Origin of the sequence: Rhizobium mesoamericanum STM3625, from assembly GCF_000312665.1 — a bacterium.
GTDB lineage: Bacteria > Pseudomonadota > Alphaproteobacteria > Rhizobiales > Rhizobiaceae > Rhizobium > Rhizobium mesoamericanum.
On sequence record NZ_HF536772.1, the window covers coordinates 2118444 to 2132977 of the forward strand.

13 protein-coding genes are annotated in these 14534 nt (G+C 57.6%); 3 read left to right on the forward strand and 10 right to left on the reverse strand.

Annotated features, from left to right (window positions below; genetic code table 11):
- Positions 1 to 90: 90 nt before the first annotated feature.
- The 4 genes from BN77_RS10295 to BN77_RS10310 form a co-directional block, all read right to left on the reverse strand.
- Positions 91 to 2448, reverse strand: a complete 2358-nt coding sequence (locus BN77_RS10295) for an LPS-assembly protein LptD (RefSeq protein ID WP_007531348.1) — start codon at positions 2446 to 2448, stop codon at positions 91 to 93.
- Positions 2448 to 3536, reverse strand: coding sequence for an LPS export ABC transporter permease LptG (lptG, locus tag BN77_RS10300; protein ID WP_007531351.1), 1089 nt, complete (start codon positions 3534 to 3536; stop codon positions 2448 to 2450). Before lptG ends, BN77_RS10295 begins: the two co-directional genes overlap by 1 nt.
- The gene (lptF, locus tag BN77_RS10305; RefSeq protein WP_007531353.1) at positions 3533 to 4711 is read right to left on the reverse strand and encodes an LPS export ABC transporter permease LptF; all 1179 of its coding nucleotides are present in this window, start codon (positions 4709 to 4711) and stop codon (positions 3533 to 3535) included. Before lptF ends, lptG begins: the two co-directional genes overlap by 4 nt.
- A gap of 101 nt (positions 4712 to 4812) precedes the next feature.
- Entirely contained in the window at positions 4813 to 5538 is a 726-nt protein-coding gene (locus BN77_RS10310) for a phosphatase PAP2 family protein (RefSeq protein WP_051177179.1), read from the reverse strand.
- Positions 5539 to 5766: 228 nt separating this feature from the next.
- Between BN77_RS10310 and BN77_RS10315 the strand changes: the two genes are divergently transcribed.
- Complete coding sequence (locus BN77_RS10315) at positions 5767 to 7260, forward strand: leucyl aminopeptidase (protein WP_007531358.1); 1494 nt, start codon at positions 5767 to 5769, stop codon at positions 7258 to 7260.
- Positions 7257 to 7706, forward strand: coding sequence for a DNA polymerase III subunit chi (locus BN77_RS10320; RefSeq protein WP_007531360.1), 450 nt, complete (start codon positions 7257 to 7259; stop codon positions 7704 to 7706). The genes BN77_RS10315 and BN77_RS10320 overlap by 4 nt, the downstream gene beginning before the upstream one ends.
- 36 nt (positions 7707 to 7742) lie before the next feature.
- Here BN77_RS10320 and BN77_RS10325 read toward each other — a convergent pair whose 3' ends face one another.
- The 4 genes from BN77_RS10325 to BN77_RS10345 all read right to left on the reverse strand — a co-directional run bounded on the left by BN77_RS10325 (position 7743) and on the right by BN77_RS10345 (position 12728).
- Complete coding sequence (locus tag BN77_RS10325) at positions 7743 to 8669, reverse strand: Gfo/Idh/MocA family protein (protein WP_007531362.1); 927 nt, start codon at positions 8667 to 8669, stop codon at positions 7743 to 7745.
- A 269-nt stretch (positions 8670 to 8938) separates the two neighbouring features.
- Positions 8939 to 10825, reverse strand: coding sequence for an ABC-F family ATP-binding cassette domain-containing protein (locus tag BN77_RS10330; protein ID WP_007531365.1), 1887 nt, complete (start codon positions 10823 to 10825; stop codon positions 8939 to 8941).
- A gap of 193 nt (positions 10826 to 11018) precedes the next feature.
- Positions 11019 to 12068 carry a GGDEF domain-containing protein gene (locus tag BN77_RS10340; RefSeq protein WP_007531367.1) on the reverse strand — a complete coding sequence of 350 codons (1050 nt, stop codon included), beginning with the start codon at positions 12066 to 12068 and terminating at the stop codon, positions 11019 to 11021.
- A gap of 144 nt (positions 12069 to 12212) precedes the next feature.
- Positions 12213 to 12728: a DinB family protein gene (locus BN77_RS10345; protein WP_007531369.1), complete on the reverse strand. Its 516-nt coding sequence runs from the start codon at positions 12726 to 12728 to the stop codon at positions 12213 to 12215.
- A 203-nt stretch (positions 12729 to 12931) separates the two neighbouring features.
- On the opposite strand from BN77_RS10345, the gene ndk reads away from it, so the two are divergent.
- Positions 12932 to 13354, forward strand: a complete 423-nt coding sequence (gene ndk, locus BN77_RS10350) for a nucleoside-diphosphate kinase (protein ID WP_007531371.1) — start codon at positions 12932 to 12934, stop codon at positions 13352 to 13354.
- Between the two features lie 70 nt (positions 13355 to 13424).
- Here the strand turns inward: ndk and BN77_RS10355 are convergent, their stop codons facing one another.
- Together BN77_RS10355 and BN77_RS10360 are read right to left on the reverse strand one after the other, a co-directional pair.
- On the reverse strand, positions 13425 to 13928 hold the full coding sequence (locus BN77_RS10355) for a hypothetical protein (protein ID WP_007531373.1): 504 nt from the start codon (positions 13926 to 13928) through the stop codon (positions 13425 to 13427).
- A complete protein-coding gene (locus tag BN77_RS10360; RefSeq protein WP_007531375.1) occupies positions 13925 to 14476 on the reverse strand; it encodes a CGNR zinc finger domain-containing protein in 552 nt (183 codons plus the stop codon). The genes BN77_RS10355 and BN77_RS10360 overlap by 4 nt, the downstream gene beginning before the upstream one ends.
- Positions 14477 to 14534 lie beyond the last annotated feature (58 nt).

Here is a 14534-nt window from a genome sequence, read left to right on the forward strand (position 1 = left end):
TATGCCCTGGATCAAAACTGACGACAATGTCCTGCATAGCCTTACGGCGAAAGAAAGGCCCTCTCTTTCGCCGTACCAAAGAACTGTCGATCAATTCTGGTAAATGGTTGTGCTGGTGTCCACCGCATTGCCGAGATTGATGTCGCCGAGCGTTCGGAAGGTCAACCTGGCGCCAATAGTCCAATCGCTAGCGGATTCGGAGCTGGTGTCCCGTTTGCTCGTATATGCGATCGTGAAGATGGTGCACTCGTCCTCATAGGAAAGACCGAATGTTTCCCTCACGAGGGAGTTGTCCTGGAGGTCCCAAGCCACGCCGCCAAATACCGACCAATAATCTTTGAGCTTGACAGTCCCCTTGGCCTGGATCTCATCATTGTTTTCAGCAAAGCCGTATTCCGGTTGCGCTGAAATATGCGTGTAAATGAGCTGGCTTTGGAAGTTGTCGGTCTGGAAACCGGCTGTCACATCGCCACGGCGGAAAGCCAGGTCTTTTTCATCGAGCCGGTAAGAAGCAGCGAGAGCAAGGCCCTGCGGCGTTTCAATCCCACCGAGACCGACGAAGTCTGAGACGTCACTCTCGAGGCCGGAATCTGCGCCAACATTCACGAGATCGGCAGTGTCAAACGAATTCTGACCGCCGAGCTGGTAGGACTGGCCGAAGATACCGTGCAACTTGTAGCCGTTGTCGAAAGTGCCAGTGTACTGAAAACCTACGTTCGCGCGAGTGCCGCCTTCAATGCGGTCGTAGCCGGAGAATTTGTCACGCTCGAAGAGATTGGTTGCATCGAAGACGAAGCTCTGCGCGTCTTCGTTCGGAAGCGCACCGGCAAGGCGTTCGTCGGGGCGTGCATAGATCTGCACGATAGGTTCGAACAGGTGTGTGCTGTTTTCCGTCGTCCCGAGGATCGGATAACGCATCTCCAACCCGGCGGTAAACATTGAACGCGTCGCTGAACTGCTGTCGTCATAATTGCCATCATAGGCGAACGTTCCGGAAGTCGGCGGCGGCGTCATGTTCAATGCCAAGGCATCGCCGCGCGCGGCGAGCAACGGCGTGATCAGGAATCCCTGTGGCGTGACAAACGTACGCTTCCATTCCAGTTCGCCGGTCAGGCGGGAGGTCTGGCCCTCGAGACCGCGGAATCGGTCAAAGCCCGCGACACTGTAGAAATCATCGTGGGTGCGTGAGAGGTTTGTGAGATTGACATCTGCCGAGAGCTCACCGCCAGCAAGCGGCTGCGGCGCGACAAAATGGTAATCTATCACCGGATAGACGATCGCCTGCTGTTTCTCGGCGACGTTGTTCGGATCGGCATTCTGCACGTCGAAATAGAACGATCGCAGATCGAAGAAATTCCGCTTGCCGAGGCCCGTCAGATAGACCTGATTTGTCTGCGTGGAGTTGTCCAGCCCTTTGAGCTTATAGGTGCGAGCAAAGTTATTGTCGCTCTGCGCCATAACATCCCAGCCGAACGTCCAGCGGGGGTTGATTCTAAAATCTCCCTTGGACGCTACAACGCCACGGAAGTCATTTTCAGCGTCACTGGTGCCTTCCGTGAAGGTACCCGGGCTGAGCTGGTTGATACCCGCCATCCGCAGGATGTGCGTGCCATTTTCGTATCGCTGACGATATTCTGCGTCGAGCAGGAACCCTTGGGTGGTGAAACCCGTTCCCGTCACCGTGACATCGCTGCTCGGCGAAATGACGTAGTAATAGGGGACAGATACGCCAAAGCCGAGGTTTTGTGCCGTGACGAAGCTAGGGAAGAGAAAGCCGGACTTCCGCTTCACGGTATTGTCAGGAACCTCGATCCAAGGGACGTAGGCGAGTGGATGGCCGAGGAGCTCAAAGCGCGCCTTCTCGAGCCGAATCGTATGCTTCTCGCCGTTCTGGATGACGCGCTCCGCCTTGACCTGCCAGAAGGGAGGCCGTTCCGGGTTCTCGGCGCAAGGCAAACAGGCGGTATACACACCCTTGTTCAGGATCATTTGCGTGCCGCCGACGCGCTCGCCGGTTTCCGCAACCAGGCGTGTATTGTCGGGGGTCTCTATTCTGAGGGCGTTTACGAAGCCGTTTGCAAAATCGTCTGTGACGTCGAGCTTGTCGGCGTACATGCGGTTTCCGTCGGGCCCCACGAGCTCGACGTTGCCAAGCGCCATCAGGCGACCGGTCTGCTGATTATATTCGACGCGCTGCGCTACCATTTTGTAGCCGGCGTAGTTGATCTGCACGCCGCCGATGGCGGAAACGATCTGTGCGTCCTTGTTATAGACGAGTTCGTTTGCCGACAGAATCAGCCGCGCGTCGCCCGATACGTTGGGCCTCAGATTTTGTAAGGCATCCTGGGCAAAAGCAGCAGGAAAGCCGTTGGAATAGGTAGACAGGGCCGCGCCTACGAACAGGGCAACCAACTGTTTACTAAAAGTCTTGCGGTCGCCTGCCGCCACTAGCCATCCTCCTGATGAAGCAGAATTGTTGCACCCAAAGCCAAGGCAACGATGACCGGAATCCACGTCGCCACGAAAGGCGGGACAACCCCACTGCTTCCGAATGCTTTTACAAGCACGGTAACGACATAAAGCACGAAGCCCGAAAGGATTCCACCCAGAATCACCGACCTCGATTGGTTAAACCGGCTAAATTTTAGGGACACTGTTGCAGCAATGAGAGTCATGGCGACAAGCAGCAGTGGTTGGGACAACAATGAGTGAAATTGGGTCTCCAGAGCCTTGGTCGGGATGCCGAAAGACTTCGCTGCATCGATTCGGCTCGAAAGATCAAAAAAACCAATGGTTTCAGGGGCCGTAAGCCTCTGCTGCAGGAAATCTCGTTTCAAATTGGTGCGGATTCGCACCTCATCCTTGCGGGCGGCGATTTCACCCGGCTTGCGCTCGACCACACTCTTAAGAAGCCAGTAACCATCTTCCAATTTTGCCGACGCGGCGTCCTGTCGGAGGATGATGTGACCAGTCGAATCGAAATGGACGAATACGGCGTCCATGAGCGCCGTACCGTTCTCCAGAATAGTATGTGCTCCGATGATCACGTCGTCCTGGCCGCTGATCTGGCGGATCCAAGGAACCTGTGGCGCGGCGTTGGGGGTCGAAATTTCTCCGCGCAAGTTGCTCTCGACAATGGCGGCCTGGCGTTGTCCCCATGCAGCCAGTGGATTGAGGACCGTCATGACAAGAACGCCGAGCAAAAAGGCGCCGGCAAGGAATGGCGACATAAACTGCCAGACTGAAATGCCGGCAGCTCGCGTCACGACCAGTTCGTATTTTCTGTTGAGACCGATCAGAACAGTCATCCCCACGAAGAGGGCGATGAAGGGAATAGTCTGCTGCAGGATGAGCGGCAGACGTACGGCCGTCATTACGAGGCCACTGGTAACGGTATAGCCGGGAAGGCCAGAAAGCCGACCGGCCGTCTCACTGAAATCGACGAGGTAGACAATCCCAATTACGCCGAGGAAGAACCACATGGTGGTCAGCAGATAGCGGCGGAAGAAGTAACGGCCAAGTGTTCCAAAGATCATGCGCCGCCTCCCGCAGAGGAGTCGGGCGAGCGCGCGAAGCGTCGCAACAGTCTCTGCCAAGATTCGCCGATGCGGTCGCTTATTGTGGACACCACCGATAAACGCTTGTGGTGCGCTAGAGATGCGATGGCAAGAAGGCTCGCCACAATTGGAATCGCATAGAGCACACCGATATATTCCCGATCCTTGTCGATCTGATTGGCTGCGTAAAATGATGCCCAACGAATTGCAAATGCAAACACGAGCGCGGCCACCATCGGATGTAGCCGGGCCTCGCGGTGGGAGCGCGCGTCGCCAGCTATAGCGAGAGAAATTAACGCAAATACCATCGGCAGAACCCAGTCCGTCAGGCGGCGGTGCAATTCCGCACGATAGCTGCCCGGCTTGTCGATGTAGTCCTTGTCGTTCGGATCGGGGTTCAACAGGAACGGCAGTTCGCGGTCGGAGGCGCGAAGCGTTGCCTGCCCGCGATTCTGCGTCAGGTCGGAGAGGTCGAACGAATAGGAATCAAAGCGAATGACGGATACTTCCCCGCTTGGCGTTTTGCGATGAACCTCGCCGTCATGCATGATGAGTGAGGTGCCCTTGTCATCAACAGCACCTTCGCGTGCGTAGTAGATAAGCTCGAACGCGGGGTCGCGTTCGTCGACCACGAACAGGCCCTTGAGCACACGCCCGGCCAATCGCTCCGATATCTGCACATAAAGGCCGGTATCGATTCGCCGAAAATTCTTCTCTTCGATCACTGTAGAGAGCAAGTCCGCGTACGCAGCCGCCACCATCTGGCGGACGCCGGTCTTGGCCTTCGGCTCGACAACATTGTCTACCAGAAAAGAAAAGACGCTGACGACGGCGGCGAGGATGAGGATGGGGCGCAGGATGATACTGCGCTTGGCACCGGCCGCATCGATGACGGTCAGCTCCGAATCGTTGTTCATGGTCGTCAGCGTCTGTGTGACACCAATGACAATTGCAAACGGCAGCACAATCGGAATGATCGATGGAAGGATCAGCGTCGCAAGCTTCGCAAATGACCCCATCGACTGGCCGCTGTCGGTAACCAGATTGACGCGCTGCAGAACCTGAGTCGTCCAAATGATCGCGAGCACCGGCAAAAGGGCAACGAGAAACATCTGGCCAACACGCCGGAATATGTATGTTTCAAGCAGTTTCATGCGTGCCCTTGAACGCCATTTGCGAACCTATGCCGCTGCGCAGCGAAATCCATCTACGCTCTTTGGTTCGCTTTTGCGACAAGCCGGGGTCGAAAATTCATTCAATTTTCAGTTTTTTTTTCTGGCTGTGGCGAAACGGTAAGAGCAACAAGACCGGTGAAGACGACAACAGACGATAGCCATCCGAGAACTGCGTCTGAAAGATAGTGCGCGCCGAAAGCGACGCGTATGGCCGGTGACAGAAAGGAGATTGCCACAAGGGGGAAGGCAAGCGCGGAACGCGCCGGCTGAGGTATCAGGAAAATGAGACAGAACATCCAGCCAGCGCTTGCCGCTTCGCCGGAAATGAAGGAACAGTTCGACGAGCATCTTCCGGCCCAGGACCCGGCTTGCACAAAATTGAGGTGGCCGCCGAATTCGAGGGTCTGCCATGGTCGCGGTCTGCCCGAATTTGCCTGGAGGAGGAGATTGACTAAGATCACCGGGCCAATGATCAGAGAGCCGAGAGCGAGTTTCAGTGCGCGGGCGCGCGCGGCATTGAAGGTCGCCCCGGAGTGCCAGTAACATGCGACCAGCTTCCACAACATCACGATGGCGATGACGTAGGGCAGCCGGAACAAGAAAACTCTGATGAGACGGAGATAGGTCTCGTGCCGGTATGGAAAATAGCCGCAGCTTTCCCCGAGTGCGGCGGCTTTACAGCTTTGCCGCACGAAGAAATGTGTCGATACGTAGAGATCGATCTGGGGAAAGGTATAAAACAGCAGAAGCAGCAACCACCAGAGACACGACAGGCCAATAAACGCTCTGGCGGGAGCGCCATTCAATGCCGCAATGCGCCAAAGTTGTCGTGCGCTCGATAATCTCAATGCCGAAATCAACTAACAATTCCTGTGGACTCGATACCACCTGAGGAATATGCGCCGAACATGACATCCCGTCAACGATGTGGCAGTTGGCTAAGCAGCCACATCATTGGCCGAAGACTTGTCTTCGGCGGCGAAACCCGAAATGATCGGGTGGAGTGGACTTAGAGAAATCCCACTGGAGAAGACATGTCAGCCAAGTTCGATATTTCGTTTGAGACGTCCGCCGAGATCGCCGGTGGCTATGCGCTGCTGCTACAGGCAAGCGGAGCCGATCTCGCCGCAGGAGCCAAGGTCGCGGACGCCACCGGTATTATCGCGAGAGCGGCAAAGATCGCCGGCTTCTCCGCCAAATCGACGAGTGTACTGGATCTCGTTGCTCCGGAGGGTTCGGCCGCCGAGCGGCTGATCGTTGTTGGGCTCGGCAAACCAGAGGATCTGACTGCGCACGAGTGGCTCAAGGCGGGTGGTGTCGCCGCATCGAAGGTCAATAAGGCCGAAAAGGTCGTGATCTTCGTCGACGCGCCCGGTGCCCGCGTCGGAGCAAAGGAAGCAGCTAATTTCGCGCTTGGAATGCTTTTGCGCGCCTACAGCTTCGACACCTACAAGACCAAGAAGAAGGATGAGGACGCCAATAGCCGAAACGGACAGGTTGTGATCAAGATCGTTACCGCTAAGGCGACCGAGGCCGCAGAAGCCTTCAAGGCCGCTCAAGCAGTTGCCGCCGGCGTCAACCTTGCGCGCGATCTCGTTAATGAACCACCGAATGTTCTGGGACCTGTGGAGTTTGCCGCCAGGGCACGCGGACTGGAAAAGTTCGGCGTCGAGGTGGAAATTCTCACCGAGAAAGAGATGCAAAAGCTTGGCATGGGGGCCCTGTTGGGCGTGGCGCAGGGATCGGTCCGGCCTCCGCGGCTGGCGGTCATGCAGTGGAAGGGTGGCAAGAGCGGCGAAACTCCCATCGCCTTCATTGGCAAGGGCGTCGTCTTTGACACAGGCGGCATTTCGATCAAGCCCGCTGCCGGCATGGAGGAAATGAAAGGCGACATGGGTGGCGCCGCAGCCGTTACCGGTCTGATGCAGGTTCTCGCGACCCGCAAGGCTGCCGTGAATGCGGTTGGCATCATAGGCCTGGTCGAGAACATGCCCGATGGAAACGCCCAACGTCCCGGCGACATCGTCACCTCGATGTCTGGTCAGACGATTGAGGTCATTAATACCGATGCTGAGGGTCGGCTCGTCCTTTGTGATGCGCTTTGGTATTGCAACGACCGCTTCAAGCCGAAGTTCATGATCAATTTGGCAACGTTGACAGGCGCCATTCTGGTTGCGCTCGGCAATGTCCATGCGGGATTGTTCTCGAACGATGACGAGCTCTCGGCGCAGCTGACCGCAGCCGGCCTTACGACGAGCGAGAAGCTTTGGCGCATGCCGCTCGGCAAGGAATACGACAAGATGATCGACAGCAAGTTCGCCGACATGAAGAACACTGGCGGACGTCATGCGGGTTCGATCACCGCTGCGCATTTCCTGAAGCGGTTTGTCCAGGAGACGCCCTGGGCGCACCTCGACATCGCGGGAACGGCGATGGGTTCGCCGCAGGATGAAATCAATCAGTCATGGGGTTCAGGCTTCGGCGTGCGCCTGCTCGACGAGCTGGTGCGTGCCAATTACGAATCATGACGGAAATCCTGTTTTACCATCTGACGGAAGCCAAGCTGGAGGACGCCCTCCCGCCGCTGCTCGAAAAGAGCGTCGAGCGCGGCTGGCGGGTCGCTGTGCAAATGAAAGAGGTGGGGCGGCGCGACATGCTCAATCAGCATCTCTGGACATTTCGGGAAGATAGTTTCTTGCCGCATGGCATTGACGAAGAGGACCTGGCGGCAAATCAGCCCGTTCTCCTTACGATTTCCGAAGGGAATGCCAACGCTGCAACGGTGCGATTCATCGTCGATGGCGCTGAGCCGCCACCGGTCGACCCCTATCAGCGGATCGTCTTCATGTTCGATGGTTACGACCAGGAGCAGCTCGAAGGCGCCCGCGCGCAGTGGAAGAAGCTGAAAGGCGAGGGACACAATCTCACCTATTGGCAGCAGACGCCGGAAGGCCGTTGGGAAAAGAAAGCGTGAAAAAGCCCGCACCAAGCGGGCTTTTTCAATTTGAAGTCAATCGTGGAAAGCGGCGACGAATTTGCGCCTGCCGAGCATAAAGGCATCGGCGACGTGGCGAAGCGGCGCCAGATCGACATCGGATTTGCCGGCTTTGACGATTTCCGCAAAGCGACGGTAAAGCGCCGGATATTCCTCTTCAGGCGCCGAAAACTTCAGTTCGCCGTTGATCGACAGCTTCGACCCGCCCTCAGCAAGCTCCACATGGCCAGCTTCGGTTTCAGCAAGGATGTCCCAGCTCTGCTTGCCGGTCTGTCGCCAGTCGAATTCGGCATGGACAGGCACGCCGTCAGCATTCTGGAAGTGCAGATCCGCGGCAATCGGCGCGTCGCGATTTTCCGGGAATTCGAGGGTTGCACCCGTCAGGAAGATGGCCTTCGGCAGAATATGGGTAACGATCGAAAGGGCGTTGATGCCCGGGTCGAAGACGCCGAGACCGCCGGCCTGCCAGATCCAGTCCTGGTTCGGATGCCAGTGGCGAACGTCTTCTTTCCAGATGACATGAACACTTTTGATCGTCGTCGACGCGAGGAAGGATTTGGTGGCTTCAACGGCTGCCGCGTAGCGCGAATGCCAGCTGGCAAACAACGATACGCCGTTGCTTGCCGCAAGGCTTTCGAGATCGGCCACTTCGCTCAACGTCGCGCCTGGAGGCTTTTCGAGGAACACGTGTTTGCCGGCTGAAAGAGCCTTGTGGGCTGCTTCGTAACGATACTGCGGGGGCATGCACAGCGAAACCGCGTCGATCTGCGGAACGGCGTCGAGCATCGCATCGATCGCGGTGAAGCTCTGGATACCTTCGACGGTGCCGTGACGGCTCGCCGTCGCAATGAGCTTGAAGTCGGGGTTCTTGGCGATCGAGGGAAGGTGCTGGTCGCGGACGATCTTGCCGACGCCGACGATGGCGAGGTTGATAGGTGACATGCTAGTGGCTCGCGTTCGGTGTTTTGCTCAAAAAGTATGATTTATTTCAGGCGTGATCCCTATCAGATACCGAAAGTGGGATGCAAGGCAACGCTTCAATTCCATTTCGAATAAGTCGTTGAGATTTGCTGCGCCGCAATGGCAAGCCTTGACAGCGAGAAATGGCGCCAAAATATCGACAGTGCGGACCGGGCTGCACTTGATGCATGGGGCGGAGCTAAAAAGATCGGCGCATGCGCGAAATGACCATGCACGGCTTGGCACGATGACTATCCAGCTGCCATGGCTTCTTCGTATTTCGACGAAAGCTCCAGCCATTGCTCCTCTGCCGTGGCAAGCTTTGCAGCAGCTTCGCCACGCTGCTTGGCTTTCTCGGCAGCTTTCGCGGGCGCTTTCTCGTACAGCAGCGGGTCTGCAAGCTCTGCGTCAAGCACCTGAATCAGTTTCTCCAGCTTGCTGGTCAAGGATTCGATTTCGTTGATCTTTTTCTTGAGTGGCGCCAGCGATGCGCGCTTCTCGGCATTCAGCTTGCGCTGGTCCGCCTTCGAGGCGGACTCTTCTGCAATCGGAGGCTTTTCGTCCTTCTTCTTTCCCGATGCGACAATGAGGTCGCGATACTCATCCATATCGCCTTCGAAGGTCGTGACGGTACCCTTGTTGACGAGCCACAATCGATCGACGGTCGCCTCGATTAGGTGGCGGTCGTGCGAAATCAGGATAACAGCGCCCTCGTAGTCGTTCAGAGCCTCAATGAGGGCTCGCCGGCTGTCAATGTCGAGGTGGTTTGTCGGCTCGTCGAGGATCAGGAGATTAGGTGCGTGAAATGCAGCAAGGCCCATCAGCAGACGCGCTTTCTCACCGCCGGAGAGATCCTTTGCCGCCGTCGACATCTTCTCTGTCGCGAGGCCCATCTGGGCGACACGCGCCCGCACCTTCGCTTCCGGGACCTCCGGCATCAGACGGCGTACGTGCTCGACAGCCGACTGGTCGGGAATGAGATCCTCGAGCTGATGCTGCGCGAAGAACCCGATCTTCAGGTTTGGCGCGAGTTTGACCTCGCCCGCCTCCGCCGAGAGGCGACCAGAAATGAATTTGGCGAAGGTGGATTTACCATTGCCGTTGGAGCCGAGCAGCGCGATGCGATCGTCATTGTCGATGCGCAGATTGAGGCCCTTCAAGATCGGCTTGCCACGCTCGTAACCGACGGCGCCGCCGCTAATGGCAACGATCGGGGAGGCGGGTTGCTTTTCGGGCTCCGGGAAGATGATCGGCTGTACGTGGTCCTCGATGACCGCAGCCACCGTTCCCATGCGCTCCAGCGCCTTGACACGGCTCTGCGCCTGCCGCGCCTTGGAGGCCTTCGCCTTGAACCGGTCGATGAAGCTCTGCAGATGCTTGCGCGCCGCCTCGTTCTTCGCCCGTGCCTTCGTCTGCAACTCGTCGGCTTCGGCCTTCTGCCTTTCGAACTGGTCGTAGCCGCCGCGATAGAGCGTGAGCTTCTTCTGGTCCAGATGAACGATCGAGTTGACGGCGTTGTTTAGCAGGTCACGGTCGTGGCTGATGATGATGACCGTGTGCGGATAGCGACGGACATAATCCTCAAGCCACAACGTGCCTTCGAGATCGAGGTAGTTGGTTGGCTCATCGAGGAGCAGCAGGTCGGGCTCGGAAAATAGAACCGCAGCGAGGGCAACGCGCATCCGCCAGCCGCCGGAGAACGATGAGGCCGGTCGCGACTGTGCTTCCTGGTCAAAGCCGAGGCCTGCCAGGATGCTGGCGGCGCGAGCTTCTGCCGAGTGCGCATCGATATCCACTAGCCGCGTCTGGATTTCGGCGATGCGATGCGGATCTGTCGCGTTCTGCGCTTCCGCCAGGAGCGCTGAGCGCTCCTTGTCTGCAGCCAACACGATTTCGATCAGTGCGTCTTCCGTTCCCGGTGCTTCCTGCGCCACCTGTCCGATGCGCGCATTCTTCGGGATCGATACCGAGCCGCTTTCCGAAGCCAAATCGCCGGTGATCACTCGAAAGAGCGTGGACTTGCCCGCTCCGTTCCGACCGACCAGACCGGCCTTCGTGCCGGCCGGCAGCGAAACGCTGGCGTGATCGAGAAGCAGGCGGCCGGCAATACGTGCGGAAATATCGGAAATCGTGATCATGGGCCGGGTTTTGGCGGAACTCTTTGGAGAAGGCAAGGGCCACGAACGGAAGCGGGGAGCCTCGAGGATATCCTCGGTCGCTTTTCGATGGTTGGAAGACAGCCAGTCCTTCGGCTTGCGACGGAGAATGAATGCGCCGTTCCTTGCGCAAAGGCATCGCGACCTTCTTCGGATCCAACTCCAAGCCTGACGCTCAGCGCCCGAATGCTTGTATAGGCTGTCGGCGGTTTGATTGGGCCGCGTAGAGTGCGACGCGCGCATTTGCCTGCAATTGCGATGCCGTCGTCGCATCGGCGCTCAGTGCGATTCCGAGCGAAATCGTGAGCCGGGCGGGCACGATGTTGTCGGACGTTGCGAAGATCAGGTTGTCCTCCGCCGACGTGCGCAGGCGTTCGGCAATCACGACGGCCTCTTGCATGCCAACATTGGCAAACAGAAAGGAGAATTCGTCACCGTCCGTTCGCGCGACGACGTCGTTCTTCTTGATTGATTTACGGAAGATGTCAGCCAGCTTCTTCAATAGCCGGCTTCCTGTGTGCGTGCCGTAGCGACCATTGAATGTCTTGAAGTCATCGATATCGACCATGATGAGAGCGCTGCCGGCGAAGCCTTCCTCGCGTTCATAAAGATCAGCGATTGCCCTGTTGAGGGCGATCCGGTTTGGGAGGCCCGTCAGTTTGTCGGTCGTGGAGGCAACCTGAGCTGCCGCCACCCCACGGGCCAGCGTCTCAAGCCGTTCGAGATCGACTTGCAGCTTGTTCTGCAGCGCCGTTTCTCCATTTGTCGCGTCCTCAAGCGCTTGCGAGAGGTACTCCATCTCGTTCATCAGAGAGGACAGGCTCTGTTCCGGATCGCCGACGATTGAGTTCAATACGGTTTCTGCCGCCCGCGTAAACGCTCGTCTGTGGAGAAGGCACTCGGCAAGATGCTCCATGGCCTCTCGCAGGAGTTTGAGCGCCTCGGCCTGCGACGCATGGTCGATCATACCGCAATGGCCGATAAGACGATATTTCAGGCCGAGATCGTCGAGCGCAGCCTGGTTCGGTGCCGAGCCAAGGGACGCGATATCCTGCGCCAAGGCGGCGTTCTGCCCGATGATTGCATCATATAGGAGCTCATAATTGCGAGGCAGGCCCGCGATGCCAAGGCGACTGATATGCTGGCTGACGCGTTGGATGTCGGTTCCAGAGCCTTGCCGCGAGGCCTCCCGTTGCACCTGTGAATCCGATGCTGCACGTCGCATGACAGTCCCCTCCGCTCGTCGGCCCAGTTCGGCCCAGCGCTGTTCTTCCTATGCGTGCAATGGCTTAAGATAGGTTGAATCTGACCGTCTGAGGCGAGGCGCGCCACGGTGGTTCTTGTGACTCGGTTAACGGGTGCTTGATGCTCAGTTGTCAAGCCATCGTTTGCCGTCGGCACGCAGGTAGTATGCGAGGTCGAGGCCGAGACTGGGTTTTCCGAGCGCTGTCAGCGTCATGTGGCACTGGCCACGGTGATGGGTTTGGTGATTGAAGAAATGTGAGAGGCCTGCCCACAGCGGCTGCGTAATCTCGATGGACTGGGTAATTGGCATGTAGGTGAAGTTCGCAGCAAGCGAGGGCTCATCGAGTGTGTCTACCCAGTCTATGATCCGCTGGTCTTCGACGCAGCGGGCCCCAAGCAGTGACGGAAGATCCTCGTGAAGCACGCGATCGAGCGTTGAAGGCGCCTCGCCAGTACCGGTAAAGCGCTTCATCCAGACCCGGTCGGCCACCAGCAGATGGTTGAGCGTCCTCTGCAGCGAACCAAAGAAGGCGCCTCGATTTTCCCGAAATTCCGCCTCTGTCAGTTCCGATGCGGCGGCGTAGACGATCGCGTTGGCCCAACGATTGTAATCCGCAAACATCCTATATTGCTTCAGCATTTTCTCTCCTGCGTCCATTCCGCAGCCGATGTTAAAGCAATTTGAGGCAATCATCTTTGATGAAATCATGAAAGTTGATGATCGTCGCACGTAAATGCGCCGGACCATGACAGCGGCGTGAAATTACCAGAGCCCCCTTGTTTTCAGGCCCTCGGACGGGTAAACACCGCCCACTTTTCCCACGGAATAAAGGAATTTGACCAATGGCGACTGAACGCACTTTCTCGATGATCAAGCCGGACGCAACTAAGCGCAACCTGACGGGCGCCATCACAAAGATGCTCGAAGACGCCGGCCTGCGCGTCGTCGCTTCCAAGCGCGTCTGGATGAGCAAGCGCGAAGCCGAAGGTTTCTACGCCGTCCACAAGGAGCGCCCGTTCTTCGGCGAGCTCGTCGAAACCATGACCTCCGGCCCGACCGTCGTTCAGGTTCTGGAGGGCGAAGGCGCCATCCTAAAGAACCGCGAAGTCATGGGTGCGACGAACCCGGCTAACGCTGACGAAGGCACGATCCGCAAGGTTCACGCCCTGTCGATCGGCGAAAACTCGGTTCACGGCTCGGATGCTCCGGAAACCGCTGCCCAGGAAATCAAGTACTGGTTCTCCGACACCGAAATCGTCGGCTGAATCAGGCCCTCAGCGAAACCGCTGAAGTCTTTGAATTGACTCTGAAAGCCGGGGCTCTGCTCCGGCTTTTTTACGTTGAAGGGCAGGTGCCGGCGGAATCGTAGTCGACCGTGCCATCCGGTTTGAAGACCTCGGGGTTCTTGGTGTAGAGGGGCCCGATGACCAATGGCTTGCCGGGCATCACCGATTGGTCGAGGCTGGAGATCACCTCGGTCTTCAGGCTCTGCAAGGTCTCTCCCTTGGCATCGACCAGGCGAACGTTCACGACGTAAGGTTTGTCCTTCTTGACGCAATGAATTGCGGGGCTCTGAAGCGTGATCTTGTCCCAGAACGGATAGACCTTTTCATTGGTCACCAGCACGTCACCGCCCGCCGGGTTTTCGAATTCCGCGATTGCCACCGTGCCTTCCGGAATGGGGGCCTTCTTGTTCAAGGTCACGACATAGGTCGCGACGGCGATCCGGTAGTTGAACACAAAGACACGACCGCTGATCTCGACCAGCCCGTCGTTCTCTCGCTGACATCCCGCAAGCACCAAGGCTGCAACAAGAACCGCCGTCGATAGCGCTTTCATGGCGCTTCCTCCTCTTTCCTCCGGCGATAATGGCGGCTCGCTTTTGCGCGATTGCCGCACACCGCCATGTCGCACCAGGCGCGACTTCTGTTCTTGCTGCGGTCAAGGAAGAGCCAGCCACAATTTCGGCAGATCTTCATGCGTTCGGGATCCGGCATGGCGATCAGCCGCAACACCGAATGCGCAGTTGCCGCATCAAGGCCGTTCGCTCCATTGGCGCCACGCAACGTGCGCGCCAATGCCTCCAAAAGGGCGGCGAGCAGCTGGTCATCGCTTTCGCCTGTAACACGGGCCCGGAAATATCCGTCCGTCGCCTCGCGCAACTCAAGGAAATTTCCTTTGTTCTGTGGGGCAGGACCAACCATGTCACCGAAGAGTTCCCGCTCTGCGCAGAACGCTGAGGCAGCCTGCGGAAAGGCTTCTAGCTGGGCGGATGTTTCGAAACGATCGATCCGTCGCGTTTCGTCATGACGAAGGACGACGCTGTTGGCGACATCCAGCGCCAATGCGCCTCCGGAAAAGCGGTGCGGGGTCCAGGCAAAGCTCATGTTCAAAATATAACTGGTAAAATTAGTTTTGCCAGTTATTATTTCAGCATCGGAGAGT

Bases quoted from the DNA above. Each gene is read 5' to 3' on its own strand.
- lptG (WP_007531351.1), bottom strand. From the start codon at position 3,536: ATGATCTTTGGAACACTTGGCCGTTACTTCTTCCGCCGCTATCTGCTG.
- lptF (WP_007531353.1), bottom strand. From the start codon at position 4,711: ATGAAACTGCTTGAAACATACATATTCCGGCGTGTTGGCCAGATGTTT.
- BN77_RS10315 (WP_007531358.1), top strand. From the start codon at position 5,767: ATGTCAGCCAAGTTCGATATTTCGTTTGAGACGTCCGCCGAGATCGCC.
- BN77_RS10320 (WP_007531360.1), top strand. From the start codon at position 7,257: ATGACGGAAATCCTGTTTTACCATCTGACGGAAGCCAAGCTGGAGGAC.
- BN77_RS10325 (WP_007531362.1), bottom strand. From the start codon at position 8,669: ATGTCACCTATCAACCTCGCCATCGTCGGCGTCGGCAAGATCGTCCGC.
- BN77_RS10330 (WP_007531365.1), bottom strand. From the start codon at position 10,825: ATGATCACGATTTCCGATATTTCCGCACGTATTGCCGGCCGCCTGCTT.
- BN77_RS10340 (WP_007531367.1), bottom strand. From the start codon at position 12,068: ATGCGACGTGCAGCATCGGATTCACAGGTGCAACGGGAGGCCTCGCGG.
- BN77_RS10345 (WP_007531369.1), bottom strand. From the start codon at position 12,728: ATGCTGAAGCAATATAGGATGTTTGCGGATTACAATCGTTGGGCCAAC.
- ndk (WP_007531371.1), top strand. From the start codon at position 12,932: ATGGCGACTGAACGCACTTTCTCGATGATCAAGCCGGACGCAACTAAG.
- BN77_RS10355 (WP_007531373.1), bottom strand. From the start codon at position 13,928: ATGAAAGCGCTATCGACGGCGGTTCTTGTTGCAGCCTTGGTGCTTGCG.
- BN77_RS10360 (WP_007531375.1), bottom strand. From the start codon at position 14,476: ATGAGCTTTGCCTGGACCCCGCACCGCTTTTCCGGAGGCGCATTGGCG.